General features: G+C 60.9%; 29 protein-coding genes. 9 read left to right on the forward strand and 20 right to left on the reverse strand.

The window, feature by feature from the left end; all coding sequences use genetic code 11:
* Positions 1-93: 93 nt before the first annotated feature.
* The 3 genes from QM996_RS24440 (at position 94) to QM996_RS24450 (ending at position 3,030) form a co-directional block, all read left to right on the forward strand.
* The gene (locus tag QM996_RS24440; RefSeq protein ID WP_334198601.1) at positions 94-1,635 is read left to right on the forward strand and encodes a sugar ABC transporter ATP-binding protein; all 1,542 of its coding nucleotides are present in this window, start codon (positions 94-96) and stop codon (positions 1,633-1,635) included.
* Positions 1,636-1,669: 34 nt separating this feature from the next.
* The gene (locus QM996_RS24445; protein WP_334198602.1) at positions 1,670-2,695 is read left to right on the forward strand and encodes an ABC transporter permease; all 1,026 of its coding nucleotides are present in this window, start codon (positions 1,670-1,672) and stop codon (positions 2,693-2,695) included.
* 212 nt (positions 2,696-2,907) lie between these two features.
* Complete coding sequence (locus QM996_RS24450; protein WP_268802306.1) at positions 2,908-3,030, forward strand: hypothetical protein; 123 nt, start codon at positions 2,908-2,910, stop codon at positions 3,028-3,030.
* Between the two features lie 111 nt (positions 3,031-3,141).
* Here QM996_RS24450 and QM996_RS24455 read toward each other — a convergent pair whose 3' ends face one another.
* Both QM996_RS24455 and QM996_RS24460 read right to left on the reverse strand, forming a co-directional pair.
* On the reverse strand, positions 3,142-4,521 hold the full coding sequence (locus QM996_RS24455; RefSeq protein ID WP_334198603.1) for a sensor histidine kinase: 1,380 nt from the start codon (positions 4,519-4,521) through the stop codon (positions 3,142-3,144).
* Entirely contained in the window at positions 4,518-5,195 is a 678-nt protein-coding gene (locus QM996_RS24460) for a response regulator transcription factor (RefSeq protein ID WP_334198604.1), read from the reverse strand. The genes QM996_RS24455 and QM996_RS24460 overlap by 4 nt, the downstream gene beginning before the upstream one ends.
* 77 nt (positions 5,196-5,272) lie before the next feature.
* Here QM996_RS24460 and QM996_RS24465 point away from each other — a divergent pair, with 77 nt between their 5' ends.
* Positions 5,273-6,340, forward strand: a complete 1,068-nt coding sequence (locus QM996_RS24465) for an ABC transporter substrate-binding protein (RefSeq protein ID WP_334198605.1) — start codon at positions 5,273-5,275, stop codon at positions 6,338-6,340.
* A 42-nt stretch (positions 6,341-6,382) separates the two neighbouring features.
* Here QM996_RS24465 and QM996_RS24470 read toward each other — a convergent pair whose 3' ends face one another.
* Both QM996_RS24470 and QM996_RS24475 read right to left on the reverse strand, forming a co-directional pair.
* On the reverse strand, positions 6,383-6,829 hold the full coding sequence (locus QM996_RS24470; RefSeq protein ID WP_334198606.1) for a DUF1801 domain-containing protein: 447 nt from the start codon (positions 6,827-6,829) through the stop codon (positions 6,383-6,385).
* A 70-nt stretch (positions 6,830-6,899) separates the two neighbouring features.
* Positions 6,900-7,433 carry a DUF1801 domain-containing protein gene (locus QM996_RS24475; protein ID WP_334198607.1) on the reverse strand — a complete coding sequence of 178 codons (534 nt, stop codon included), beginning with the start codon at positions 7,431-7,433 and terminating at the stop codon, positions 6,900-6,902.
* Between the two features lie 448 nt (positions 7,434-7,881).
* On the opposite strand from QM996_RS24475, the gene QM996_RS24480 reads away from it, so the two are divergent.
* The 4 genes from QM996_RS24480 (at position 7,882) to QM996_RS24495 (ending at position 11,224) form a co-directional block, all read left to right on the forward strand.
* The gene (locus QM996_RS24480; protein ID WP_334198608.1) at positions 7,882-8,826 is read left to right on the forward strand and encodes a Bug family tripartite tricarboxylate transporter substrate binding protein; all 945 of its coding nucleotides are present in this window, start codon (positions 7,882-7,884) and stop codon (positions 8,824-8,826) included.
* Entirely contained in the window at positions 8,823-9,314 is a 492-nt protein-coding gene (locus tag QM996_RS24485; protein WP_334198609.1) for a tripartite tricarboxylate transporter TctB family protein, read from the forward strand. The genes QM996_RS24480 and QM996_RS24485 overlap by 4 nt, the downstream gene beginning before the upstream one ends.
* A gap of 14 nt (positions 9,315-9,328) precedes the next feature.
* Entirely contained in the window at positions 9,329-10,846 is a 1,518-nt protein-coding gene (locus tag QM996_RS24490; RefSeq protein ID WP_334198610.1) for a tripartite tricarboxylate transporter permease, read from the forward strand.
* A gap of 210 nt (positions 10,847-11,056) precedes the next feature.
* The gene (locus QM996_RS24495; RefSeq protein WP_334198611.1) at positions 11,057-11,224 is read left to right on the forward strand and encodes a hypothetical protein; all 168 of its coding nucleotides are present in this window, start codon (positions 11,057-11,059) and stop codon (positions 11,222-11,224) included.
* Positions 11,225-11,401: 177 nt separating this feature from the next.
* Here the strand turns inward: QM996_RS24495 and QM996_RS24500 are convergent, their stop codons facing one another.
* The 15 genes from QM996_RS24500 to QM996_RS24570 form a co-directional block, all read right to left on the reverse strand.
* Positions 11,402-11,848, reverse strand: a complete 447-nt coding sequence (locus QM996_RS24500; RefSeq protein WP_334198612.1) for a universal stress protein — start codon at positions 11,846-11,848, stop codon at positions 11,402-11,404.
* A 190-nt stretch (positions 11,849-12,038) separates the two neighbouring features.
* Positions 12,039-12,314: a hypothetical protein gene (locus tag QM996_RS24505; RefSeq protein WP_334198613.1), complete on the reverse strand. Its 276-nt coding sequence runs from the start codon at positions 12,312-12,314 to the stop codon at positions 12,039-12,041.
* Positions 12,315-12,377: 63 nt separating this feature from the next.
* Complete coding sequence (gene virB11, locus QM996_RS24510) at positions 12,378-13,370, reverse strand: P-type DNA transfer ATPase VirB11 (RefSeq protein ID WP_334198614.1); 993 nt, start codon at positions 13,368-13,370, stop codon at positions 12,378-12,380.
* A gap of 10 nt (positions 13,371-13,380) precedes the next feature.
* Entirely contained in the window at positions 13,381-14,553 is a 1,173-nt protein-coding gene (virB10, locus tag QM996_RS24515) for a type IV secretion system protein VirB10 (RefSeq protein ID WP_334198615.1), read from the reverse strand.
* Between the two features lie 9 nt (positions 14,554-14,562).
* The gene (gene virB9, locus QM996_RS24520; RefSeq protein WP_334198616.1) at positions 14,563-15,417 is read right to left on the reverse strand and encodes a P-type conjugative transfer protein VirB9; all 855 of its coding nucleotides are present in this window, start codon (positions 15,415-15,417) and stop codon (positions 14,563-14,565) included.
* Positions 15,417-16,088 carry a VirB8 family type IV secretion system protein gene (locus tag QM996_RS24525; protein ID WP_334198617.1) on the reverse strand — a complete coding sequence of 224 codons (672 nt, stop codon included), beginning with the start codon at positions 16,086-16,088 and terminating at the stop codon, positions 15,417-15,419. The genes virB9 and QM996_RS24525 overlap by 1 nt, the downstream gene beginning before the upstream one ends.
* 4 nt (positions 16,089-16,092) lie before the next feature.
* Positions 16,093-16,368 (reverse strand): hypothetical protein, encoded by a 276-nt coding sequence (locus QM996_RS24530; RefSeq protein ID WP_334198618.1) that lies wholly within the window; start codon positions 16,366-16,368, stop codon positions 16,093-16,095.
* Between the two features lie 36 nt (positions 16,369-16,404).
* A complete protein-coding gene (locus QM996_RS24535) occupies positions 16,405-17,340 on the reverse strand; it encodes a TrbL/VirB6 family protein (protein WP_334198619.1) in 936 nt (311 codons plus the stop codon).
* A gap of 21 nt (positions 17,341-17,361) precedes the next feature.
* A complete protein-coding gene (locus QM996_RS24540; protein ID WP_334198620.1) occupies positions 17,362-17,574 on the reverse strand; it encodes an EexN family lipoprotein in 213 nt (70 codons plus the stop codon).
* Positions 17,571-18,269, reverse strand: coding sequence for a P-type DNA transfer protein VirB5 (gene virB5 / locus QM996_RS24545; protein ID WP_334198621.1), 699 nt, complete (start codon positions 18,267-18,269; stop codon positions 17,571-17,573). The genes QM996_RS24540 and virB5 overlap by 4 nt, the downstream gene beginning before the upstream one ends.
* Positions 18,269-20,635, reverse strand: a complete 2,367-nt coding sequence (locus QM996_RS24550) for a VirB4 family type IV secretion/conjugal transfer ATPase (protein ID WP_334198622.1) — start codon at positions 20,633-20,635, stop codon at positions 18,269-18,271. The genes virB5 and QM996_RS24550 overlap by 1 nt, the downstream gene beginning before the upstream one ends.
* Positions 20,628-20,969, reverse strand: coding sequence for a VirB3 family type IV secretion system protein (locus tag QM996_RS24555; protein ID WP_334198623.1), 342 nt, complete (start codon positions 20,967-20,969; stop codon positions 20,628-20,630). The genes QM996_RS24550 and QM996_RS24555 overlap by 8 nt, the downstream gene beginning before the upstream one ends.
* A gap of 4 nt (positions 20,970-20,973) precedes the next feature.
* Positions 20,974-21,273 carry a TrbC/VirB2 family protein gene (locus QM996_RS24560; RefSeq protein ID WP_334198624.1) on the reverse strand — a complete coding sequence of 100 codons (300 nt, stop codon included), beginning with the start codon at positions 21,271-21,273 and terminating at the stop codon, positions 20,974-20,976.
* On the reverse strand, positions 21,270-21,941 hold the full coding sequence (locus QM996_RS24565; protein WP_334198625.1) for a lytic transglycosylase domain-containing protein: 672 nt from the start codon (positions 21,939-21,941) through the stop codon (positions 21,270-21,272). The genes QM996_RS24560 and QM996_RS24565 overlap by 4 nt, the downstream gene beginning before the upstream one ends.
* 2 nt (positions 21,942-21,943) lie before the next feature.
* On the reverse strand, positions 21,944-22,465 hold the full coding sequence (locus QM996_RS24570) for a hypothetical protein (RefSeq protein ID WP_334198626.1): 522 nt from the start codon (positions 22,463-22,465) through the stop codon (positions 21,944-21,946).
* 93 nt (positions 22,466-22,558) lie between these two features.
* On the opposite strand from QM996_RS24570, the gene QM996_RS24575 reads away from it, so the two are divergent.
* Entirely contained in the window at positions 22,559-22,927 is a 369-nt protein-coding gene (locus QM996_RS24575) for a helix-turn-helix domain-containing protein (RefSeq protein ID WP_334198627.1), read from the forward strand.
* A 246-nt stretch (positions 22,928-23,173) separates the two neighbouring features.
* Here the strand turns inward: QM996_RS24575 and QM996_RS24580 are convergent, their stop codons facing one another.
* A complete protein-coding gene (locus tag QM996_RS24580; protein ID WP_500270498.1) occupies positions 23,174-24,637 on the reverse strand; it encodes a hypothetical protein in 1,464 nt (487 codons plus the stop codon).
* Between the last annotated feature and the right edge of the window lie 45 nt (positions 24,638-24,682).

The following is a 24,682-nucleotide window of genomic DNA, read 5'->3' on the forward strand; positions in this document are numbered from 1 at the left end:
TCCCGTTGGATGCGACCTGCGCCAATTGGGCTGGTGACCCGCCAGCGACGAGGACTTTCGGCAACAGCCGGAAATGACCGGGGAGGCAAGGAAATGACGCTCAGTCCGACAACGATGGCAGCCGTGCGCGCCAGCGGCGCCGTGCCCAAGGCCGAATATCTTCTTTCGGCGGAAGGAATCCGCAAGGAATTCCCGGGTGTCGTTGCCCTCGACGACGTCGAGTTCAAGCTCAAGCGCGGCACGGTCCACGCGCTAATGGGCGAAAACGGCGCCGGCAAATCCACGCTGATGAAAATCCTCGCTGGCATCTATACGCCCGATAAGGGCGAAGTCAGGCTGAAAGGCGTCGACATCCGTCTGAAGTCGCCGCTCGACGCGCTTGAAAACGGCATTGCCATGATCCATCAGGAACTGAACCTGATGCCGTTCATGACGGTGGCGGAAAATATCTGGATCCGCCGCGAGCCGAAGAACCGCTTCGGCTTCGTCGACCACGGCGAGATGAACCGCATCACGGCCCGACTTTTCGATCGCCTCAAGATCAAGATCGATCCGGAGATCGAAGTTCGCCATCTCTCCGTCGCCAACCGGCAGATGGTCGAAATCGCCAAGGCGGTTTCCTACGAATCCGACGTGCTGATCATGGACGAACCGACCTCGGCGCTGACCGAGCGTGAGGTCGCACACCTCTTCGAGATCATCCGCGACCTGCGCGAACAAGGCATCGGCATCGTCTACATCACCCACAAGATGAACGAGCTCTTCGAGATCGCCGACGAGTTCTCGGTGTTCCGCGACGGCAAGTTCATCGGCACCCATGCCTCGAGCGACGTCACGCGCGACGACATCATCCGCATGATGGTTGGCCGCGAGATCACCCAGATGTTCCCGAAAGAGGAAGTGCCGATCGGCGACGTCGTGCTTTCGGTGAAGAATCTGACGCTCGACGGTGTCTTCCGCGATGTCTCCTTCGATGTCCGCGCCGGGGAAATCCTCGGGATCGCCGGCCTCGTCGGCTCTGGCCGCTCGAATGTCGCCGAAACGCTCTTTGGCGTGACGCCGGCGAGTTCCGGCACGATTGCGATCGACGGCAAGGCGCTGTCGATCGACAGCCCGAACACGGCGATCAAGAACCGCATGGCGTTCCTGACCGAGGACCGCAAGGACACAGGCTGTCTTCTGATCCTCGACATCCTCGAGAACATGCAGATCGCCGTACTCCAGGATCGCTTCGTCAGGGGCGGCTTCGTCACAGAGAAGCAGATCACCGCCGCTTGCGAAGAGATGAGCCGCAAGCTGCGCGTCAAGACGCCGAACTTGCAGGAGCGCATCGAGAACCTCTCCGGCGGTAACCAGCAGAAGGTGCTGATCGGCCGCTGGCTGCTCACCAATCCGCGCATCCTGATCCTCGACGAGCCGACACGCGGCATCGATGTCGGCGCCAAGGCGGAGATCCACCGCCTCGTCACCGAGCTGGCGCGAAACGGTGTCGCCGTCATCATGATTTCTTCGGAAATGCCAGAGGTACTTGGCATGAGCGACCGCATCATGGTCATGCACGAGGGCCGCGTCACCGGCTTCCTCGATAGGGCGGAAGCAACCCAGATCAAGGTCATGGAGCTCGCCGCGAGCTGAGCGGGAAACGACCCGACGAAAGGGAGGAATGAAAATGGATACCAATATCGCCGCACAGGGCGCGAGCACGACGCTCGTTGGCGCAAAGCGCCGCCTGCCGCCCGAATTCAACATCTTCCTGGTGCTAATCGGCATCGCACTCGTCTATGAAGTCCTTGGCTGGATCTTTGTTGGCCAGAGCTTCCTCATGAACTCGCAGCGCCTGACGATCATGATCCTGCAGGTCTCGGTGATCGGCATCATCGCCGTCGGCGTGACCCAGGTCATCATTACCGGCGGCATCGATCTTTCCTCAGGCTCCGTCGTCGGCATGACGGCGATGATTTCGGCAAGCGTCGCCCAGGCATCAACCTGGCCACGGGCTCTCTATCCGTCGCTCACCGACATGCCTGCGATCGTTCCGATCGGCCTTGGGGTCGGCATCGGGTTGCTCGCCGGCGTCATCAACGGCCAGCTCATCGCCCGCACGAAGATCCCGCCCTTTATCGCCACGCTTGGCATGATGGTGTCGGCACGCGGCATCTCCAAGTGGTACACCAAGGGACAACCGGTCTCGGGCCTCACCGAGCAGTTCAACTTCATCGGCACCGGCATCTGGCCCGTCATCGTCTTTCTGGTCGTCGCGATCATCTTCCACATCGCACTGCGCTACACCCGTTACGGCAAATTCACCTACGCAATCGGCGCCAACGTTCAGGCGGCGCGCGTCTCGGGCATCAATGTCGAAGCGCACCTGATCAAGGTCTATGCCATTGCCGGCATGCTGGCGGGGCTCGCCGGAGTCGTTACCGCTGCCCGCGCTCAGACGGCCCAGGCCGGCATGGGTGTCATGTACGAACTGGACGCCATCGCCGCGACCGTCATCGGTGGAACGTCGCTGACCGGCGGTGTGGGCCGGATCACCGGCACGGTCATCGGCACGATTATCCTCGGCGTTATGACCTCTGGTTTCACCTTCCTGCGCGTCGACGCCTACTATCAGGAAATCGTCAAAGGCCTGATCATCGTCGCCGCCGTGGTCATCGACGTCTATCGACAGAAAAACCGCAAGAAGGCCTGAACCTCCAAAGAAAAACTCTCCTCCCAGTGAAGCCAACTGGCCGGGATGATGAAAATCATCCCGGCATTTTGTTTTTCACTTCAGGTATTTCGCCCCTCTTCTACCACTTTCCACATATGCTTGGCGCGCAGGTCTGCCCCGGCGCGGGCGCTCTGGCACGATCCTTCGCGATGCACTACATGCATGCTGTCCAAAACTATCGGAGACTTATCATGTTGTCGCAGCGCAAGCTTGCGAGCCAGTTTCAGCCGCGTTTCGTTCTTCAGCTCTGGAACGCGATGCTGCGGGTACAGACCCGCGAGACAGCTTCCCTCTTCGGCCAGCGCGGCCGCTAAGCAAGTTAATCCAAGGTGCCCCAGCCATTTGCGCGTGTCGCCTTGACCGCGTGCAGATGGTCTTGGCTCATGCCGCCCGCGATTGCGGCGCCGGAGGGAGCCGGCCTGTAACTAGCCCGCCGGAAAGCGGATGGTCACCTTGAGGCCTCGACCGTCCGCCCCTTCGTTGAGACGGGTCGTCGCCCCATAAAGATCTGCGATCTCCTCGACGATCGGCAGACCAAGTCCCGAACCCGGCGCTTCGCTGCCTCCGCGCTCGAAGCGTCGCAACACTTTCTCGCGTAACTCGGCCCGAATGCCCGGGCCATTGTCCTCGACCTCCAGCGACACGGATTCGTCGTCTGCAGCAACGCGTGTCGTCACTTCGGCACCTGAGCCGGCATAGAGCAAGGCGTTGCCGATCAGGTTCTTGAGCATCTCGGCCACCAGCAGCGGCTCGGCGCGAATGAAGGCTTCGCCCTCGCCGTCGAAGCCGAGATCGATATCGGCCTCTCCCGCCGCTGGCACGTGCTCGGCGGTGATCTCGCGCGCGAGTTCGACAAGATCGACACGCTCCAGCATCCGCGCCTCGTTCTTGCCCGCCGCGTCGATTTTCGCCATCAGCAGCAATTGCCCCAGGATGCGTTCGGCATTGGCGACGGCTTCGTCGGCCTTTTTCACAGCACTCTTCGTCTCCTCGAAGGACCCGGCACGCTGAGCCAAGGCGAGCTGAGTCCGTATGATCGCAAGCGGCGTTCGCAATTGATGGCTGGCGTTACCGGTGAAATTGCGCAGCGCATCGAGCGCCGATTGTAGCCGCCCCATGAACGAATTGACCGTGTCGACAAGCCCCTGGACTTCGTTTGGTACGCGTTCACCAATCGGGTGCAGATCATCAGGATTACGCTCGGCGATCGCGCCTCCGAGCCGATAAAGCGGGCGCAGCGAAAATGTGACTGCGATCCAGACGATCACCGCGGCGCCGGCGATCATCATGCCGAGACGAAGAGCCGATCGGACCAGGATGGTCTGCGCCAATTGCCGGCGCGCGATCGTCGTTTCGGCAACGGTCACGACGAAGGGCACCGAATTGACGCCGGTCGAGGCGGAACGGCGAAGGGCGGCGATGCGGATCGGTTCACCACGAAACGTCGCATCCGCGAAGGTCGTGGATGTCCCAGGCTCTTCGGCAAGCGACGGTAGTGTCTGGTAGCCGGTGATGAACTGGCCGGGCGGGCCGTCGACCCTGTAGAAAACGCGATCCTGCGCGGCAGAGGTCAGCATCTCCAGGGCAACATAGGGGATGTCGACCTCGAGCGAGCCGTCCTCTGCCACGACCACACGCTCCGCGATCGCCAAAGCGGAGCCAGCGAGCACGCGGTCGGAGACGACGTTGGCGGTCGTGACCGCCTCACGATAGGTATCCACGAGCGCAATCACGCCAATGACGACCGTCGAAATCAGCAGCCAGCCGAGTAGGCGCCGGCGGAGGCTGTAGACCGTCGCTCTCATTCCGGCCCGGCCATCTTCTCAAGGTAGTAGCCGATGCCGCGGGCTGTGCGAACGGTCAGGCCATGCGGGGCCAAGCGCTTGCGCAGCCGACTGACATATTGCTCGATCGCATTGGGGCTAAGATCGTCGTCGAAGCCGGTCAGCGACTGCATGATCGCGTCCTTGGCGACCACCTTGCCGGCCCGCATGAACAGGAGTTCGAGAAGTCCTAATTCGCGCGCAGGGATCTCGATCGGCGCGCCGCCTGAGGAGAAGCTGCGGGTATTGAGATCAAGCGAAACATTGCCATAGCTCACAGTGGATGCCCTGAGGCCCGCCTGCCGGCGCAGCAACACGCGCACGCGCGCCTCGAGTTCCCCGACGTCGAACGGCTTGATCATGTAGTCGTCGGCGCCGAGATCAAGACCCTTGATCCGTTCCTCAGGCGCCCCCCGCGCAGTAAGGATCAGCACCGCCGCACGGTTCTGCCGGGCGCGCATTGCCCGTAGTACATCGAGCCCGTCCATTTCCGGCAGGTTGAGGTCGAGAATGACCAAATCGAAGGTTTCAGCCGCCGCAACCGCATGCGCCGACGCGCCGTCACTGACGACGTCGACAGCATAGCCGCTGCCACGCAAAATGGCAGACAGGCCCTCGGCCAGGTCCTGGTTGTCCTCAACAAGTAAGATGCGCAAATATCGTCACTCCCTGCACCACCTTATCCGGCGACGCCTTGCTTGTGAACGGTGACGCACTGAGGCATTGTGGATTCATGCGGTTCTTGATTTCTCTTCTTTTTTTTGCCCTCTGCCCCCGGCTGCTGCTTGCGGCACCTATCATATTTCCAGCTCTTTCCGGCAATTCCGATGCGCGCACGCTGGTGGTCTATTCCTCGCTCGATGAGCCTCTCGCCAAGCCGATGATCATCGGCTTCCAGAGGGCCAATCCGGATGTGGCCGTACGCTACGAGGACATGCTGACCGGCGAGATCTACGACCGCATCGTCAAGGAGACGGATGCCGGAATGAAGACGGCGGACTTCGCCTTTTCTTCCGCCATGGACCTGCAAGTCAAGCTTAGCAACGACGGCTACGCCCAGCGCAGTGACCTGCCGATGAGCGACCGCTGGCCCGCCTGGGCGAACTGGCGCAACACGGCCTATGCGCTGACCTTCGAGCCCGCCGTCTTCGTCTATCACAAGCCAAGTTTCACGACCGAAAAACCGCCGTCGACACGGGCCGAATTCGTCAATTATCTGAAGCGCCAGGGCGCCAACGTGTTCGGACGCATCGGAACCTACGACATCGAGCGCTCCGGCGTCGGCTTCCTGTTCATGTCGCGTGACCAGGAGCAGTTCGGCGATATCTGGGACGTGATCCAGGCCATGGGTGCCGCCGGCGTCAAGCTCTACTCCACCAGCGAGGCCATTCTCGAGCGTGTCGCCGACGGGCGTTTCGTGCTCGGCTACAATATCCTTGGCTCCTACGCGGCGGACTGGGCAGCGCGGCATCCGGATGTCGGGATCGTTCTGCCCAAGGACTACACGGTGGTGATGTCGCGAATTGGCCTGGTTCCACAGGCTTCTGCCTCTCCAGACCTTGGACGGCGCTATCTCGAATTCTTCATGTCCAAGGAAGGACAGACGATCATGGCGCGGGAACTGCAGATTGCCGCCGTCAGCCCCGAGGTCGCCGGCGAGAACACCGCGAATACCATGCAAGAGATGCTCGGCGCTCAATTGCGCCCCGTTCCCGTCAGCCCCGGACTGATGGTCTATCTCGATCAGGTGAAACGCTCGCGGCTGATCGCCAAATGGAACGAGGTCCTGCGGCTCCACTGAAAATAAGGCGCGCGCCAAGTCGGCCGCGCCTTAATCGGGTTTTCAGGCCTTCTTCCGGGACCGGCCGCTACGCTCGGCCTGCACCGACAGGTTCAGGTCCACGGCCTGTTGAATGAGAGCTTTCAAAGCGTCTTCGTCGATCTGTTGGCCCTCATGGATATCGATCGCCCGCCGGACATTGCCGTCAAGGCTCGAATTGAAGAGCCCCGCGGGATCTTCGAGCGACGCGCCCTTGGCGAAGGTCATCTTGACCACGGACTTGTAGGTCTCACCGGTACAGATGATCCCCGCATGTTCCCAAACCGGAACACCTCTCCATTTCCATTCCTCGACGACCTCAGGATCGGCCTCCTTGATCAGTCTCCTAACCCGGGCAAGCATCTCGCCCCGCCAGTCGTCGAGTTCGGCTATCCTGGCATCGATCCGTTCGGAGGAGGACGCTTCTCCGTCCGCGGTCTCAGTCTTTATCGCCCTCGTCGTCTTCTTCATCCCATCATCTCCTCTCCGCTGCCACACGTTGCACGCAGGGTTCGTTTGCGCAACACCAATGGCTTTCCGCTCACATGCGTTCGCCGGGCAATCGGCTCGCTTGTTTTACCCAATCGCTGAATTGAGCCTCGTCAATCTCGTCCTTCTCGTGGATATGGAAATAGCGCGCATTCGCGGTCTTGGATTCGACCGGCGGCGGCGGGCTCAGGGACGCGCCATTGTAAAACGCGACCTTGATGTATTTGGCAAAGCAGTGAATGCCGAGGAACCAACCGTTGCCCTCCATCCCATAGAGCGGCGAATTCCACTTCACCGCCTTTTGCGCTTCCGGGACGGCACGCATGATGAGTTGGTCTAGACGACGCCCGACCGCACTCTTCCAGCCCGGCATGGCGGCAATATAAGCTTGGACTGGTGCATCGCCGTAGCCCTTGGCGATCTGAGGATTACCGCCTGAAAGCAATTTCGGCTGGTCTGCGGCCGCCTGTCCCCTCTCCTCTTTTTCGCCTTTGCCTTTGGCTGACACGCTCGCCCGCGCAGCGTTTCCCTTTGCGGGCCGCTTCGATGTAGCCTCGGCGGGCCCGGACTTGGCTGTCTTGGTCATGGCTCCATCCTATCGAACAGGTCTTCGGGGTGGCAGGCGCGACACTACCACAGCTTGTCGTCCTCGCGATATCGCGACCCATCATCCGTGGAGCCGGCGCCTCGGCTCCGAGGTTTCGATTCGCCCCATTTCCGGTGGGTCCACCTCTGCGAACAGAGCCAGCCAGACTGAGTGCGACGCCATTTCCCTCGCCGGCGGGGCCAAGAGCCTAAGATTTCGTAAACGCCACACCTCGAAAAGCGCATTCAGGGCTTGATGTCAGCTAAATGTCAGCTTTCTATGGTGCCTTAGGGTCACTGGCACCCGTGGAGGCGGGTCGCCGGTTGCGCACTGGGAGGAAGTCACCAATCCGGTCAAGCGACAAGGGTCGAAAGAACCCGTCGCCGTCTCCCCGTTCGCACACAGCAACAACGTGCGCGGTGAAAACGCGCCTCACGGAGGACTGACCTTGAAACACTTTTTCCTCGCAACGATTCTCGCCGGCGCCATGTCGCTGCCGGCATTCGCCGCTGACTACACCATCATCGCACCGGCAAACCCGGGCGGTGGCTGGGACCAGACGGCACGCTCGCTTCAAACCGTCATGCAGCAGGAAGGCATCTCCAGCAATGTTCAGGTTCAGAACGTGCCGGGCGCTGGCGGCACCATCGGTCTCGCCCAGTTCGCAAGCCAGCAGAAGGGCAATCCTAACGCTCTGATCGTCGGCGGCTACGTCATGGTTGGCGCGATCCTGACCAACAAGTCTCCGGTTACCCTCAAGGACGTCACGCCGATCGCGCGCTTGACCGGCGAATACGAAGCGGTCGTCGTTCCGGCTGCTTCCGACATCAAGACGATGGCCGACCTCGTCGCAGCCCTGAAGAAGGACCCGGGCTCGGTGTCCTGGGCCGGCGGCTCGGCGGGCGGTACCGACCACATTGCCGTTGGCTTGATCGCCAAGGCAGCCGGCGTCGACCCGACCAAGATCAACTACATCGCCTACTCTGGCGGCGGTGAGGCCCTCGCAGCCATCCTCGGCAGCCAGGTAACGGCCGGCGTTTCCGGCTATGGCGAGTTCGAGTCACAGGTCAAGGCCGGCACGCTTCGCCTCCTCGCCGTAACGAGCGGCGAGCGCCTGCCGGGCGTTGACGCACCCACGCTGAAGGAATCCGGCCTCGACGTCGTCGTCGAGAACTGGCGCATGGTTGCCGCCGCTCCTGGCCTGTCTGACGAGCAGAAGGCTGCTGTAACGGCCGATATCGAGAAGCTCGCGAAGTCTGCCGGCTGGCAGGAAGTCCTGAAGACCAAGGGCTGGCAGGACAGCTACCTCGCCGGTGACGCCTTCAACGCCCAGCTCGACAAGGACGTTGCTGCCACCGAAGGTGTTCTCAAGGACATTGGACTGGTGAAATGACCAAGGGGCATCACCCTTCGACCGCAACGCGTCGCCCGGATCGGGCGGCGCTTTTCATCGCGGTGGTCCTCGCCGCTATCGCTGGACTCATTTTCTGGGATGTGTCGCGCCTCGCAGGCGCTGCCGGTTATTCCCAGGTCGGACCGACAACGGTCCCCTATGCGATCGCCTGCTGTCTTCTCGCTCTCGCGATCTGGACGGGCTTCGAAGCGTTTCGCGGCGACTTCCCGGAGCGCGAACACCAGGAGATTGCTCCCGTCATATGGATCGTTGGCGGCCTTGCCGCCCAGATGCTCTTGCTGAATGTCGCGGGCTTCTCGATCGCCACCGGCATTCTGTTCGCGCTGACCGCACGAGGCTTTGGCAAACGGAAGCTCTGGCTCTCCATCCCGGTCGGCATTGCAATCTGTTATGTCGTGTGGGTGATTTTCGCCAAGCTCCTGCAACTGTCGCTGCCCGCGGGGCCGCTTGAACGCCTGTTCTTCTAAGAGGGCCGACGACCATGGCTACTTTTGACTTCCTGCTGCAGGGATTGCTGGTTGCTGCGCAGCCAATGAACCTGCTCTATGCGCTGATCGGCGTGACACTCGGAACCGCCGTCGGCGTTCTGCCGGGCATCGGCCCGGCGCTGACCGTGGCTCTCCTGCTGCCCGTTACCTATCGGCTCGACCCTGGCGGTTCGCTGATCATGTTCGCCGGCATCTATTATGGCGGCATGTATGGCGGTTCGACCACATCGATCCTCTTGAACACGCCCGGCGAAAGCGCCTCGATCGTCACTGCGCTCGAGGGCAACAAGATGGCCCGAGCCGGACGCGGCGGCCCGGCGCTGGCGACAGCAGCGATCGGGTCCTTCGTCGCCGGCCTCATTGCCACGCTCGGCCTTGCCTTCATCGCGCCGTATATCGTCAAGCTGGCCCTGGTCTTTGGTCCGCGCGAGTATTTCGCGCTGATGGTGCTCGCCTTCGTCACCGTCTCATCGGCCTTCGGCGATTCTACCCTTCGCGGTCTGACGTCGCTGTTTGTTGGCCTGGCACTTTCTGTGGTCGGCATCGACCAGCTGACCGGCCAGACGCGCCTCTCCTTCGGCGTTCCGGAACTGCTTGACGGCATCGAAGTCACGACGCTCGCCGTTGCCATGTTCGCCATCGGCGAAACGCTCTTCATCGCTGCCCAAGGCGACAAGGGTCCCGACAAGGTCGAGGCCGTGCGCGGCTCGGTCTGGATGAATGCCACCGACTGGGCACGGTCCTGGAAGCCCTGGCTTCGTGGCACCTTTATCGGCTTCCCGATCGGCGCGATGCCAGCTGGCGGCGCCGAGATCGGCACCTTCCTCTCCTACGCTGCAGAAAAGCGCCTGACGAAGCATCCGGAAGAGTTCGGCAATGGCGCGATCGAGGGCGTTGCGGGTCCGGAAGCCGCCAATAATGCGTCCGCCGCCGGAACGCTCGTACCGCTGCTGACGCTCGGCCTACCGACGACTGCAACGGCGGCCATCATGCTCGCCGGCTTCCAGCAATACGGCCTGCAGCCAGGTCCGCTACTGTTTGCAACCAATCCGCAGCTCGTCTGGGGCCTGATCGCCAGCTTGCTCATCGCCAACTTCATGCTGCTGGTTCTGAACCTGCCGCTGATCGGTCTCTGGGTAAAGCTGCTGACGATCCCGAAGCCGTGGCTCTATGCCGGCATCCTGTTGTTTGCGACGCTAGGCACCATCGGCGCCAACCCGTCGGTCTATGAACTCGGCATGCTGCTCGCCTTCGGCCTGCTCGGCTACGCCATGCGCGTCTTCGGCTATCCGATCGCTCCCGTCGTCGTCGGCCTGATCCTTGGGCCGCTTGCCGAGCAGCAGCTTCGCCGGGCGCTCGCGATCAGCCAGGGTGACTTCAGCGTGCTGTTCACCTCACCGATCGCCGCTGTGCTCCTGGTCATCGCCGCTGCCGCGCTGATCGTACCGCTGATCCTCAGGGCACGTGGTCGTGGCGAGGTACTCTCGCAACTGGCAGCCAACGAGGACTGAGCCATCTCAAAGCAATTCCGGGTAGAGACTCCTCTCGGTATTGCTCCCAAACAGCGCCTCCTCCCAAGGCCTATCGGCAGGCCCGGTCGGTTTGACTACCGACCGGGCCTGCTTCCTTTGCATGGCTGGCGTGTTCGATTGTGCATTGCAAAAAGACCAGCCAGACCCCATCTTTTGCTCATCGGAAAGAAAACGAAAGCGAGCAAGAAGATGGCTACCACAACTTACCACAAGGGTTTCATCGGCCGTGCGTTCGCAGTTCTCGGCGCTGCCAGCGCTGTCGCCGCCGCTGTCGAAGGTCACCGCCGTCCGAAGGCAAGCGACCTGCGCATCCTCGGCATCGACCCGGTAAACTTCCCGGACACGCGCCGCGGCTAACCAATTCCAGTGCCTCGAGGGGCGCCTTATCCTCCCAAGGATCAAACGGCTCGGGATCAGGCGATCGCCGGGCCGTTGCTATATCGGAAAAGCGCGTCCCTATCTATCGAGCTTCGACGAACGCCTTCAACACGCTGGCGGCGGACGCAGGACATCACGACGTAGAGCTACGTCGCCTTATTTCTTCGCGCGATAGATCAATACCGGTATCGTCGAATGAGCCAGGACCTTGGCAGCTACGCTGCCGAGCATCAGGCTTCCAACGCCACCGCGACCATGCGAAGCCATGATGATGAGATCGGCATCTTTCTGTGTCGCCTGGTCGATGATTGCGCGGTAGACCTCGTGGCTGCTGACCTGCTCCGTCTGGCATGCCACGCCTTCCTCCTCTGCCTTGCGCGCCAGAGCCGCCAGCATTTCCGCGGCATGCTTGCTGGCCAGCGCCTCATATTCGTCGCGCGTGCCCGACAACTGCTCGGGATCGACCGAAAAGAGATGGTATGGTTCCGTAACGGCAAGGATGGTCACTTTTGCGCTGGCCTCCTTCGCAAAGGTTATGCCTGCATCGACCGCGATTGTTGCCAGGGGTGAACCGTCGGTGGGTATAAGAATGTTGCGAAACATGGAATCCTCCCTCTTCCGATTTCCGGAAAGAGCCTAGCACCGCCGGCGGCTAATTCCTTGATCCCGATCAACGTTCCGGACTTCAGCACCGAGACGCCGACTACACCCTGAGGGGTGCGTTGCCATCCACCGGATAAAGCAGCCCGCGATCGCAAGATCGCCAAGCCGGTTTGCATTTTGGCGAAGCCGCCTAGCGGCCTTTTCCGAAGAGGAAGAAATCCCGCAGTCGCCGGCGCAGGATATAAGACCAAGGCACGTCTGCCTCGATCGCCTCGTAGCCGGCCCGTGTCAGCGAGAATTCGACGCGGCCGTCGTCCACTGCTCTTCGCGTAATGTATTGCATGTTCAGGGCGCGAAAAACCGCCGGATGCAGTTCCGGTGGCCAGTAGATTTCGTCTGCCGGCACCCGATAGGCACCAGCGTTATAGAGCTCCTCAAGCACATTCCTTAAATCACTGGCCAGCATTGAATGTTTATCCGGCGCAGCACGCGGTTTGGCAATGCGGAACCGTTCTTGAACATCTGTCCGTCAGTGGGCTCTGAAATAGATCTCGGTCACGCGAAACTTCCCATCGATGCGCTTGCATTGTACGACGACGTCAATTGCAATTTTCAGGAGTTCGCGGATGTCAGTGCGCTCCAAGTGCTGACCGCCCTCCGATTCCTTTACGAGAAGCGTCAACTGTTCAAACGCCAGTTTCGCGGAGTCAGCGTGCACGGTCGTGATCGAACCGGGATGCCCAGAGTTTACGTTGCGGATGTAATAAAAAGCCGTCCCATCGCGCAGTTCCTGCAGAAGGATTCGATCGGGCCGCATGCGCAGACAGGATTCCAGGAGTTCCTTCGCACCGACTCGCGCAAGCCCTTGGCCTCCCTTGGAATAGAACAGCCGCACATGGTTCGGCTGATGTATCATGAGTTCCGGCGTGTCTTCGATCGAGATGACCCGCTCATCATCCGGAATATGGCGAATGAGTGCCTTGGAGAGCGTGGTCTTCCCCGACCCCGTCGCCCCTGAGATAACGATATTCTTTCGGCCTAGCACCGCCTCGCGGAGGAACTCGGCCCACGCGCCCCTTTGATGCAGATCGATCAGTTTCCGGTCCGTCGCACCGGCCACGTGACTGCGGGGCGTCATATCAGCGAACAGGCCAGCCTTATCCAGGTCATCGAGCGTGAATGTGACCAATGATGGCTTTCGGATGGTGATGCTGACCGTGTTCCGAGTGGTGGCAGGCGGGATGACGATCTGGATTCGCTCATCCCCCGGCAGTGTCGCCGACAGGATCGGCCGCGTTTCATCGATGGATTGATGGGAAAAACTGGCCACGGCCCGGGCAAGACGCATCAGCTTTTCGAAGGATAGCTCCGGCAGATCATGGGTCCGCCATCCATCGGAGCGTTCCGTCAGCACCTGCCCAGGCCTATTGACGATCACTTCGTAGAGCGAGGGGTCGTCAAGGTACGGCATGAACGGAGACAGCAGTTCACGAACGACCGCAGCGTCAGGCCCTTCCATCATCGCCCCTATTCTATTTCGTGACGAGCATCGACCGCGGGCTGAAATCCCCCAACACGGCCCGGTCCAGGACCTTGTTCCTCGGCTCGCTCACCCGCAATCGATAGACACCGGAAAAGTCGAGATCGCGCGCCACGAAGATCGAGACGAGTTCACCCTGATGTTTGTTGAGCGTTGGCGGAATGTTGATCGATTGCTCGACGGCGATTGCCGCTGCCTGCTGACCCGCGCTCGTCGTGTTCTGCGCGTCGACGTCGCTATCCTGAAGGCGGCTGCTGGCATAGCTTGTGGCGTCGCCTACAATCGAAAGGAGGAGCGCACTTCCGAACCGCTCCCACCAGTGAGTGTCGACGTAGCCATCCACGCCGGCCCGGCCGAGCGCATCCGTTGCCGGCGAGGCCAATGTGACGATGACGCCGTTCGGGGTTTTCGCACGATTCCAGAGCACGAAGAGGCGCTTCTGTCCTCGTTGAACGGCGCCCCGATATTCGCCGACGACTTGCGTGCCTTTCTCCATCAGCACGACACGGCCATTGTCCGAGAGGACATCCCGGTTGATCACACAGCTTGTGAAGCCGGGCTGATCAGATGCCATGGCAGTTTCCAGCACGCACGGGATTGACGATCCCATTGCAACTATGAAGTTCCGATTGCCGAGTGTGCCGGCGCGCGAGCCTTCAAGCCTGGTCGGCCGTAGCAACCCGTTGAACCGCTGTTCATCGGCATTGGCCGCATTCTGGTCGATCATGTTTCCATCGAGCGGCAGGAAATTGCTGTCCGTCGACATGGCGGGACCCGCGGTCTCACGGTGCGATGTCGTGTTCTTCTGTCCACCGCTGAAGGCCATGACCGGAGCCCGGCGCGCCGAGTCGAGCAGCGGATCTTCGTCCTCCACCACGTCAGGCGCGAGAGGGGTCGGCAGCTTCACTTCCGGCACGGCTTGGGCCGGCTCCACCTTTTCCGTGACCGGCTCGAAGTTTGCCGTTTGCCGGATGACAACCCGCTCGGACCTGTTTGTGTCCGTCGGAGTGTGCTCGCCGCTCATCGACCACAGGGCGAAGGCGATAAAGGTAACAACGGCCAGCGCAACCGCGCCGCGCCTCAAGACGGGATGGTTGTCGATCCTCCCGCCGGAAACCGTTTCGGCGCGTTCCCCCGGTATCCGGCTTTCATCTTCCTGAACCATGACAGCTTCCTATCGCGTCACGTCGGCGTCGGTTCGAACGATGCGCTCGACCGACGGCGAGGTCGTGTTGGTGTCCGGGTTGATACCTGCCCGATCGTAGGCCTCATTGAAGACACAGAGCACGTCCCGCCCCCTCCGCAGGATGAACTTCCGGCCAATCGCATGGACCAGGACAAGATTGCTATCTACGGATTTCGGCACCAGGCTTTCACTGCCGTCTGAGTTCTCGATGTAGATCGCGGGCATTTCCTGATTGCCGACGAAGGCAAACGTCGTGACCTTGCCATTGTCGTAGACCGAGTGCGGCTCCAGCGCCTGGGAACCTTGCGCCGAGTAGCGCCAATTTCGCGGACCATAGGCCTCATGAATGGCCAACACGTTGTCGGCCTCCTTGGCCTGCGCCGCGATCGCCTGCGCCGCCGCGGCCTGGCGCCGCCGTTCGACTTCGTCGCCGGGATAGCGGTACTTGACGTAGAAGTAGGTGTTCTGGCCGACCTCCACCGCGCCATCTCGCACTGTCAGTTCCATTTGGTAGCTTCGAGTCGAGCCGTCGCGCCGTGTGGTGACGACAGAGAGATTGGTGACTGGCTGATTTTCCCGCGGTTTGAGAAACAGGATGTTGCCGGCCGGCGCGACCTCCCAAGCAACGCTGTTGCCAAGCGCGACATGAGCGATCTCCTCGTCGGCCGCGAACTCGACCTGCACCGAGGACCGCAGAGAGCCGATAATCCGGGTGATGTTGTACGGCTGGTAGTCGACGAAACGGACACGGCTGTCCTGCGACGCGCCGCGCGGGATTTCGAGGGCGAGCGCCGTGGCGGCGGAGGTCGTAAGGAGGAGGGTGGCGATGAAGATAGTCCGCATCAGTTGATGGCCTCAGGATCGGCTCGGTATTCGCCGACGGCAAAACCGAGAGGATTCACCAGCCGATCCGTCGATGACATCGGCGCGTTTGCATAGGAGAAGGTGAGCGTCGCGACCCAATGGGTTGTCCGGACTTCTTCCCCGCGGGTGATCGCGCGCATGTAGCGGACAGATACGACATGCGGATTGATCAGCGAGATCGAGGCGATGCTGATGCGTGCGGTGGCGCCGCGCCCGTAGGTGTTCTGTGGCGACTCCGGATTGCTGCCGCGATAGAGCGCCGAGAACCGGGCCTGTTCCGGCTGTGTAGACAGCAAGGCGACTGTGCGGAAGTTCTCCTCCGCTTCACTCCAGACATAGCCTTCGCGGGCGCGGACGTATTTCGCGGCGAAGTATTTGGTCACGGCCTCGTCATAAGTGCCGGCGGTCGAAGTCAGCGCCGAGACGACATCGACGATGCCCGTCGAATTGTCGACCCGGACAACAAACGGTTCCACCGTCTTGAGTGGCGTCAAGCCGGCGACGGCAAATATGGAAGCGCCCGCAACGATGCCGGCCACGATCGCCACGGACCAGGCGATGCGTGCCGAGCGCTCGACCTGGATCATGCGATCCTGATCGAAGCGCCGCGCCTTGTCGAAGTAGGCCCTGAGTTCGTCCCTTGGAACCATGGCATCAGCCCTCGCAAGAAGGATAGGAGGCGTCGATGCCGAGATGGGCGAAGGCGGGAGGTTCCCTACCCTCTTCGACATAAGCTGTGGCGACTGACTGAGAGGTCGCCGATCCCGCATCGGACTGTTTCTGTTTGAGGCTGCTATTGTCCTCCCACTGCCACATCGAGCGATTGAGGGGGCGGCGCGAATAGCCATCGCATTTCGGGAGCGGATATGTCAGCGACGCACAGCCGCTTAAGGCGACCGCCATGCAGAGCAGCGGAAATGTTCTGGTCATTCCTGAAGAGCCTTTTTCTTGTTCGTGCGAAAAGCGTCACGATCCGGAGCCTTTCGAGCTGAAGGTTCGACCAATGGCGCGGACACCGCGTCCGGCCGCACGGCCGGTATGGGACGCCGCCCAGGCGAGCGTGCTTTCGTGGGCATCGCGTGCAGCGCCGTAGCCGTAGGTCAACGACGCGCCGCCGGCGGCAAGCGCTGAAGCGATGGTCGGCAGCTGATAGAAGACATAGAGAGCAGCGAGGCAGATGGCGCAGAGCGCGGTTGGACGCATCAGCACGTCGCTGTATCCTTCGATCGCCGTGAAGGTGGTGTCGATGCAAGTGATCAGCAGAGAACCGACGGCGACGACGAGGACCTGGAGGATCACGAAGTTCGCAAGCTGTCCGATCCAGGCCTCGGCGAAGCGTCGGGTCGCCTGGAACATGGCCAGCGCCACGAAGATCGGCCCGATTGCGAGCACGATGGCGAGCGCCAGCCGGGCATAGAGCGATACGATATAGCCAATCGCCGCGACGACGAAGCTCGCGCCAATGACCATCATGCCGCCGATGCCTGTCACGACATCGACCGGCCAAGAGGCGCGAGCCCAGATTTCCTTGGCACACGCGTGTCCCTTGTCGAGCAGGCTGTCGAAGGTTGATGCACTTGGTGCTGCGCCGGCGTTCAACGCCTGCGAAATCTCACGCGGCAATCCCTCGAAGAAGATGTCGGTGACGTAGGTCTGGTATTCGTCGGCGTCCCTCACCAGCATCACGATGATGGCGAGCTTGATCGCCCGAAATGCGAAGTCGAGGATCGGTTCCTGGACCGAGCCGCGGAGCACGAGATAGCCGTAAAGCACGACATAGAGCGTAATCGCTGCCGTCAGGGGGCCCGAAATCCACTCTGAGATGTTCGAGGTCCCGTCGGAGACGAAGGTCTCCAGCGGAGCCTTGAACTGCTCGTCGACGAAGGCAAAGACCTGATACATGCCTCAATCTCCAAGTACCTTTCACATCCGTTTAAGACGGGCCTTGAAGTCTGCGGCAGCGGCGTTTTGGCAGTTCGGGGTATTGCCTAATTCACCAGGGTTGTTGCGACACGTCGCGATGATTTCGGACAGCAGGCCCTCGTCGGCGATGAGTTCGTCGACAGTGTAGGTTCGCTCAGCTTGCTCGGAGCAGTTGACCAACAGAACAGCGAGAAGAACGACATGCCTCTTCATTGCAGTGCCGCCCCCATTGCGTCGAGGCGCCGGCGCCAGTCTTCCGCCTTGCGCTGCTCGTCAATCTGGGCCTGAGCCTGTTGGACCATTCGGAGGGCCTCCATGCGCAGTATATCGGTCTGGAGGAAAGCTGTTTCCGCCTGAAGTCTGGCCTGAAGGTCGGCAATGTCCTTGGCATCACTCGCCGTCGAAATCTTCTCGCGCAGTTGGTCAATGCCATCGACGCGCTTGGCCGCGGCATCGTAGATATGCTGCGCCAGGCTCATCTGCCCGGCATTCTTGTTCTGAATGCGCGAAAGCTCCTGCGCGTAGAAGTCATCTGCGCTGGTCCGATAGGTCGAATTCCCCTCAAGGAACTTTGAGGCCGTATCGCCGAATACGCCCGTGCCGCTTCCCTTAAACAGCCCCTCGATGACGTTAAAGTCCCCGGGCAGCGCCTTGCGGATGGCAGGATCGTTCAAGACGCCGGCAACATCCGCCATGTCGGTGATCTTGTTGAGCGAGCCGTAGAGCTGCTGCGCCTGCTCGATCTGCTGGTTGAGCGCGTCGAGCTGGGCTTTCAGCTGGGCGATACTCTCGAGGTGGTTGGCGATCGCAGTCCGGTCGATCACGGGGATTCCCTGCCCGGCCGCCGTGCCGGCGGAGAGAATGAGCGCGGCCGCTATTGCCGCGCCGTGATTTCGATAGGAAGCCATTAGCTCAAACTCCTTCTTTGCTGAAAAATCGGAAGCCAATCCGCGAGCCGGTCACCGACTTCTGTGCGGATGGCATCGGCGAGTTCGACATTCGCAGTGCGGCCGGAGAGGATGGCAAGTTCGTCGTCGAAACCGCCGAGGTCCAGTTCGGCGACGACGCTATTGTGCCCTTGCTTCAATATGAATCGGCGGCTCTCGACGGAGAGCTCGCGTGCAATGAGTTCATACTCCCGCTCGGTGAGCTTGAAGCCGTCGACATAATCGGCGTGGTTACCGCGGGAATTCGGTAGGAAGATCTGCGTCGGGCATTGTTCGATGATCGTATGAGCGATCGGCGATACGATCGCATCGCGCGGGCTCTGCGTAGCAAAGAGCATAAGGCCGTTCTGCTTGCGGATCGTCTTCAGCTTGTTCTGTGCGAGATCGCGAAACCCTTCGTCCTGGAGCGCCTTCCAGAACTCATCGATAACGATGATGATGCGCCTGCCATCGATCAGCTGCTCGACCCGGTGGAAGAGGTAGGCCATTAGGGGCGTGCGAATTTCTTCATTGTCGAGGAAATCGGTCATGTCATAGCCGACGAACTTGCCGCCGAAGCCGATGTCCTCAATGATGTTATCGAAGACCCAGCCGAGCGGACCTCCCCGTTCCCACCGCCGCAGCCTCGCGGCAATCCCTTCGGGATCGGCGTTGTTGAGGAAGGTCCTGAGCGCGCCGATCGTCCGGCGCTCCACCGGCAAGTCGGCAAGGCCGTCGATGGCGGAGGCGATGTCGCGGAGTTCAGTCACAGTCAGTTCCCGTGTTGCCGAGCCGACAAGCCTGCCGATCCAGCGCGTGAGAAACACCTTGTTGTCCGGCGTCAGTTCAAGTGCCTTCAGGGGCGCGCATCCGGTCGGGGCACCATTCTTGAGCGGCAGATAGGTGCCGCCGGCGGCGCGCACGTAGAGATCAGCTCCCCTGTCCTTGTCGAAAAACACCACATGCGGGTCATGTTTCTCGAGCTGCGACAGCATGAAGTTCAAAAGCACGGTCTTGCCGGCACCGGACGGTCCGCAGACGAAAGTGTTACCGAGATCGCCATAATGGAAATTGAAGTAGTACGGTGACCCCGACGCCGTCTTGAAAAGGGCGACGGCAGGTCCCCATTCGTTGCCGTCCTTCCGACCGATCGGGTAGGAGTGGAATGGCGCGAGCGCCGCGAAGTTGCGGGACGTGATCGCGCCGGACCGGGCGCGATAGCGGAAATTGCCCGGCAACTGCGCCCACCAGGCAGCCTCAAGGCCGAGATCCTCACGCGCAACGACCGCACCACCACTCGTCAGACCGGCGCGTGCCTTGGCGAGATTGTCGATCAGTTCCTTCACCGACCGAGCAAAGACGGCAAGCGTCAGATGGTGTTCGCCAAGTACGAACCGGTTGGACTCCAGATCGTCCAGCGCTTCATCGATCTCCTCGATCTGCGAGAATGCCTTGTCGCCGCTGCTGACCATCTGGTTCTGCTTGCGGCCCATGATGACGCGGGCGTCCGCCTTCGATACGAAGGAGAAGGATTGCGCCTGGATAACTTCGAAAGGACTGGTGAGCACACTGTCGAGCATGCCGGTCCGAGTTCGGGCCGGATATTCCTTGAAACTCAGCATGCCGGCAAAGCGACTTTCAGCCTCGTGGCGAATCTCGATCGTCTCGCGGCCGAATATGACCCGGTCGGAGTAGATCACGGAGGCGATGCGACCCTCCGTCAGCGGAACCGGTTCCCGCCGGCCGCCGACGAGCTGGTGCAGCACCTCGCTCGGCTCCGAGAAGATCAGGCCCCTGTGCTCGTAAAGCGACAGCACGCGGGGATCGAAACGTTTCAACGCCGCCGTAACGTCGACGACCTTGTCTCGAAGCTGCTTGAGAGCCTCCTCATCCAATTCGACGCCCGTCCGACGGGACTGCAACAGACGCGACAAGAACGTCGCTGCCTTGTCGGCCGGGTCGCGTGCCGGAGACCAGTGGATCGTTAGATAAAGATCATTGCGGAACAGATCTTCGCCCACCATGCGCTCGCGATATTTGTCGTTGAGCGCGGCTGAAAATGCGGTCGCGAAAGTGCCCACGGGATAATCGCCGTCCCGGCGGCGAATGAGATGGGTCCACAAGGCGAGCCGCTCGTCGGCGATGTTCCGATAGAGGGTATTGAGGTCGCGATGGAGAGCGTTCAGGTCGAGGGCGTCCGCGGTCTCGAAAGATACGCCCTCTAATGCGATCATCACCATCAGTGCCCGGGAATCGAGCGCGATTGTCGACTCGTCGACGTGGCGGACGTAGGGGATGAAGGTCTCAGGACCGAGTTCGCGAGATCTGAGTGTGGCGAGGTTAGGCAAATCCGAGATCCCTTTCGTCGTAATTGCGCGCGAGCTTTAGGGGGCTAAGCGTCGCTCCGCCCCAATAGCCGCTGTTGCGGGACCGGCCGCGTGTCTCCACCCAAACCAGCAAGATGCGAAACATGTTGTGGTCGTGTTTGACGAGTGCGCGGAACAGCAGATGGAAGACGACGCCGACGAGCGCATAGGCGACCGAGCCTGCGACGATGTAGAGGATAGTCGTCAGCATGATATTCATGCCCATGGCTTCCATCGTCACGCCAGCGATCATCGCCGGCCGGGTGCAGGCGATGAACAGCGTGTCTTCCTCAAGGATCGGCCGCGAACTCGCCATGGTGTCAGCTTCCGACGATGGTGTTCACAAGTTCGGTAGCGCCGAAGATGCCGCCAATGCCAATGATCCAGAACCCTGCGCGCCTCAGATCCATGTAGCCGAACATCCAGGCTATGCAGATCACGATGACCGCGATGACGGCCAGAAGCTTGGCGATGTTGCCGGTCAGCATATCGACGATGTTCTGCAGCACGGTCTCGATGCCGGCGGCTTGCGCGAAGGCAGGTTCGACCATGGATGCCAGGATGGCCGCTGCCATGACGGCGGATGCGGCGATCGGGCGGATACGGGCACTGAAAGTCATTCACTCTCCTCCATTTGACTGTTCTGAAACACGAGGACGGAGGACCTCCGTCTCGATCTGAAAACGTCCCAGGACGGCACCGACACCGTGTGATCGGCCAAGGCCTCGTCCTTGCGTGCATCGCCGATCGCCTCGACAAGAGGCGCTTCGTTGAGCTCCCTCTCCCGTCCATCATCTTCGATCATGAGAGTCGTGATGGTTCTGGCGAGCCGGCTTTTTTCCTGGCGGACCTGCTCGTCGTACCTGACCATCGCGCCGACAGAGGGATCGTTCCGTCCGTAGTGGGAGTGCAGCATCACCTGTTCGGCCCGGCTCGGGTCCGCGCCCGCTTTCACCGCCAGCCGGTAATATCCGTCGAGAATGGTCGCCGTGGCCCGAAGGTTGAGGCATGGGTCGAAGGCATCTGAAATCGAAAGGTTGAGCTTGCGGAGTTCTTCCAGGCCGATGCCGCCAAGACCGAGCTGGATGTCCTGCCGGCCGGCTGCCATTGATGTGGCGATTGCGATCGCCTCCACCTTGGTCGTGGACTGCTCCGAGAGTGTTGCGCCGCTGTTGACCCGGATGGCGAAGGGTTCGAACCGGCTTTCAAGGCTGACGATGGCGGCGAGCGTCTCGGCTGCAATTGTGGGTGCGCACGTTTGCGCCAAATCGAGGAACGCAACAGGCATGCTCAGTACCACACTCGTTGCTTGCCAACACCGTCGATGGTCACGTCGATGTAGTGCGGTTGCGGGCGGATGTTCGGTCGCGTCGTCACATAGCGCTGGCACTGCGTACGGCCGTCTCTCCGCCGCCACGCTGCCGACGAGGTCATCCGATCATCGTTGGAGTAGCATTCAGCGTTCGAGACAGTCTGTGGCGTGGTCGAGATACAACTCGCTTCGAGCCCGTGGTCTCCATACCGCGTTGCCAGGCGATAACCGTCATTGCAGTAATAGGGGTCGTATCGAGGGCGCGAGGTCTGGAACCCAACGCCGCTGCACGTGGGAAAGGAGTGCCCTTTTGCAAGCGCGCGCCAGAGCTTGTGGATTGGCGGCCGGCACTCTGCATATTGTGTCGGACCGCTCGGATTGGAAAGGCACAGGATAACCTGGCAACCCCATTCAGCCGCTCGCGCTTTACTGTCGAAAACAAGATAGGATGGCGCTAGACTGGCTGCAGCGACAAATGCCCGTGCAAGAGACTTGTTCATGACCACCACCTTCACTGACGCGATTGTGTGCAATCCTAACAGGCGCGCAATTTCGCGACGCGTTTTACAATCATATATCTGACAGTATAAAGAATGACAAGCGCACTTAATGCCCATTGGCAGAGCCAGTTGTTTTCGGCTTACGCTCTGCAAGAAGTTTTCGACAAACCGGTTGAGGGAGAGACGCCGCAATCGCGTTTGAAGCAGGTCGGGATGATGACGGTGCTCTATATGATGCATCAGAACCACGAGAAGCTAACGCTTTCGAATATAAGCCAAATTACCGGGCTGACGCGCAATGCTGTGGCGGAATCGATCGATCCTCTCATCGAGCGGGGCATATTGACCGAAACGATTGTGAAGAACTCGATGGGACGAGGAACTGCGAGGCAGTTTGAGTTCAGCCCGGACGTTTTCGATCGCCTAAGGTTGAGCCCGGAGCAGCGAAAACCTGGAACGTAGTAAGTTTTTTGCAACACTAACAACGGCACACGGCGGCGGCGTTGAGCTAGTCAGGGCTGGCCTTGGCTTCTGAACACTCGAAAGGCGTGGCAACTTCGAGCAGTTTCTTGGCCGCCAAGAAGGCGTTAGCTTGGGGGGCCAAGAACTTCAATTCTGTCATCCAGATCTGCTTTTCTACGGCCGACGGGCGAATGCCTGTATCGCATTATTTACTTACGAAGGCAGATTCCCAAAGAGGTTAGCCTTTCACCTGGCGGTACGCCGCAGCCCTTCCAGTAGCGGTCGCAGCTTGTGCTTGCGCCGGTGCTGCTCGATGAGCCCATCAAGGTGCGCAAGCCACTGGCCGGACCGTCCGCAAACCTTATGCGCGCGTGCGGCAATCGCGAGCCACAGCGCGGCCGTCTCATAGCGGCTTGATCTTCCTTCAGACATAACCGGTTCGGCCATGCGGCATGCAAGGACAATCACCCAATCGGGGTGATCCGCCAATGCCCGTTCAGCAAGCCGAGCCAGCGCAGGGTCACGTGCACTGAAGAAACGCGTTTCCTGCAGGTTGATGCAAGCAACGGCTTCGGCGACTAAGTCCTCATCGAGCAGGATTTCGATCCGCTCATAGGCGTAAGGTGCCGCCATCAGCGCCGCAAGCAGCAATTCGCGCAATTTCGGCCAATCCGAGGGAGCAACGAGTTTCTTGGCCACGCGGAAATCTTCAAGTGCGAGGCTTTCTTCGAAGGCTACTTGCGTTGCCTTGAACATCATATCCCGGTTGCCCGCCTCATGTGCCTTCTCGCGCAGCCAGCGGGCCAGCATTGCCCTGCCTGTTCTGTCACGCCAATTTTCTTCACCTTCGCCGCGCCCATCTCGCGACAGCCCCCAGGCGGCAATGTCGATCGCAGTCTCCAGTTGGCCGACAGCAGCGACGGCCTCGGCCAGCCGTAAGAGATCACCATGTGTGGTTAGGCGCACATGGGCGAGCGCGACCGCCTCATTGACACGGCCCGTCTGCGCCAGCTTCACAGCATGGTCGCAATGGAACCCCGCCGCACGGGAAAGGTTGAGAAAATGCTCACCACGCCCCATGGCTTCGAGCGCGGCAAGTCGGGCCCGCGTCAGATCGTCATCGAGCGGATCACTGCCTCCCGCAAGCGGCCAGCTCTGCCCAAGCCCTGCGAGCGTCGCCTGAAGGCCTGGCTCGTCCCAGCCCTGCATGCAAGCTGCAATGGCAGTAGCAAAGGCATCGTCGGCGCCGAATTCTGCAAGTTCGCCCTCCCAGTCGGCCAATTCATCGGCGAGGTCATCACGCGCCTCCTGTGAGACACCATCCATGAGGGCGGCTTGAGCGATCAATTGATCAAGCCGGGGAAAGAACTCGTGCAGGGTTTCATCCCAATCGGCGTTTTCCGGGCAATATGCGGCCAGCCCCGAGGCCACGGGCTTCAAGATCGTCAATGCATGGACGCCGCGCCCTGCGGCAAGAAAGAGCTCAGCCTCGTCAATCAGTTGTTCGAGCGCCGCTTCATCGATACCCGCGGCCCGCTCGCCCCAACTGTGCCGATGCCGCCCCGAACCGGCCGAAGAGAAAAGCGCTTCGGCGCGACGACGAAACGGCACCGGATCGAGCAGCGTGCTTGCCTCGTCAGCCACCGAAACCGCGAATCTGGCATCGAGCCAAAGGGCAAAGCCCTCGTCTCTCCCGGCGCGTTCGAGCACAAGCGCCTCAAGCCGTTCACGCGAAATCGCCCGTAGAAGTTCCGC

Origin of the sequence: Sinorhizobium chiapasense, assembly GCF_045277575.1 — a bacterium.
Lineage (GTDB): Bacteria > Pseudomonadota > Alphaproteobacteria > Rhizobiales > Rhizobiaceae > Ensifer > Ensifer chiapasense_A.

Excerpts from the sequence above, each read along its gene's own strand:
- QM996_RS24440 (WP_334198601.1), top strand. The coding sequence starts at position 94 with ATGACGCTCAGTCCGACAACGATGGCAGCCGTGCGCGCCAGCGGCGCC.
- QM996_RS24445 (WP_334198602.1), top strand. The coding sequence starts at position 1,670 with ATGGATACCAATATCGCCGCACAGGGCGCGAGCACGACGCTCGTTGGC.
- QM996_RS24450 (WP_268802306.1), top strand. The coding sequence starts at position 2,908 with ATGTTGTCGCAGCGCAAGCTTGCGAGCCAGTTTCAGCCGCGTTTCGTT.
- QM996_RS24455 (WP_334198603.1), bottom strand. The coding sequence starts at position 4,521 with ATGAGAGCGACGGTCTACAGCCTCCGCCGGCGCCTACTCGGCTGGCTG.
- QM996_RS24465 (WP_334198605.1), top strand. The coding sequence starts at position 5,273 with ATGCGGTTCTTGATTTCTCTTCTTTTTTTTGCCCTCTGCCCCCGGCTG.
- QM996_RS24470 (WP_334198606.1), bottom strand. The coding sequence starts at position 6,829 with ATGAAGAAGACGACGAGGGCGATAAAGACTGAGACCGCGGACGGAGAA.
- QM996_RS24475 (WP_334198607.1), bottom strand. The coding sequence starts at position 7,433 with ATGACCAAGACAGCCAAGTCCGGGCCCGCCGAGGCTACATCGAAGCGG.
- QM996_RS24485 (WP_334198609.1), top strand. The coding sequence starts at position 8,823 with ATGACCAAGGGGCATCACCCTTCGACCGCAACGCGTCGCCCGGATCGG.
- QM996_RS24490 (WP_334198610.1), top strand. The coding sequence starts at position 9,329 with ATGGCTACTTTTGACTTCCTGCTGCAGGGATTGCTGGTTGCTGCGCAG.
- QM996_RS24495 (WP_334198611.1), top strand. The coding sequence starts at position 11,057 with ATGGCTACCACAACTTACCACAAGGGTTTCATCGGCCGTGCGTTCGCA.
- QM996_RS24500 (WP_334198612.1), bottom strand. The coding sequence starts at position 11,848 with ATGTTTCGCAACATTCTTATACCCACCGACGGTTCACCCCTGGCAACA.
- QM996_RS24505 (WP_334198613.1), bottom strand. The coding sequence starts at position 12,314 with ATGCTGGCCAGTGATTTAAGGAATGTGCTTGAGGAGCTCTATAACGCT.
- virB11 (WP_334198614.1), bottom strand. The coding sequence starts at position 13,370 with ATGATGGAAGGGCCTGACGCTGCGGTCGTTCGTGAACTGCTGTCTCCG.
- virB10 (WP_334198615.1), bottom strand. The coding sequence starts at position 14,553 with ATGGTTCAGGAAGATGAAAGCCGGATACCGGGGGAACGCGCCGAAACG.
- virB9 (WP_334198616.1), bottom strand. The coding sequence starts at position 15,417 with ATGCGGACTATCTTCATCGCCACCCTCCTCCTTACGACCTCCGCCGCC.
- QM996_RS24525 (WP_334198617.1), bottom strand. The coding sequence starts at position 16,088 with ATGGTTCCAAGGGACGAACTCAGGGCCTACTTCGACAAGGCGCGGCGC.
- QM996_RS24530 (WP_334198618.1), bottom strand. The coding sequence starts at position 16,368 with ATGACCAGAACATTTCCGCTGCTCTGCATGGCGGTCGCCTTAAGCGGC.
- QM996_RS24535 (WP_334198619.1), bottom strand. The coding sequence starts at position 17,340 with ATGTATCAGGTCTTTGCCTTCGTCGACGAGCAGTTCAAGGCTCCGCTG.
- QM996_RS24540 (WP_334198620.1), bottom strand. The coding sequence starts at position 17,574 with ATGAAGAGGCATGTCGTTCTTCTCGCTGTTCTGTTGGTCAACTGCTCC.
- virB5 (WP_334198621.1), bottom strand. The coding sequence starts at position 18,269 with ATGGCTTCCTATCGAAATCACGGCGCGGCAATAGCGGCCGCGCTCATT.
- QM996_RS24555 (WP_334198623.1), bottom strand. The coding sequence starts at position 20,969 with ATGGCGAGTTCGCGGCCGATCCTTGAGGAAGACACGCTGTTCATCGCC.
- QM996_RS24560 (WP_334198624.1), bottom strand. The coding sequence starts at position 21,273 with ATGACTTTCAGTGCCCGTATCCGCCCGATCGCCGCATCCGCCGTCATG.
- QM996_RS24565 (WP_334198625.1), bottom strand. The coding sequence starts at position 21,941 with ATGCCTGTTGCGTTCCTCGATTTGGCGCAAACGTGCGCACCCACAATT.
- QM996_RS24570 (WP_334198626.1), bottom strand. The coding sequence starts at position 22,465 with ATGAACAAGTCTCTTGCACGGGCATTTGTCGCTGCAGCCAGTCTAGCG.
- QM996_RS24575 (WP_334198627.1), top strand. The coding sequence starts at position 22,559 with ATGACAAGCGCACTTAATGCCCATTGGCAGAGCCAGTTGTTTTCGGCT.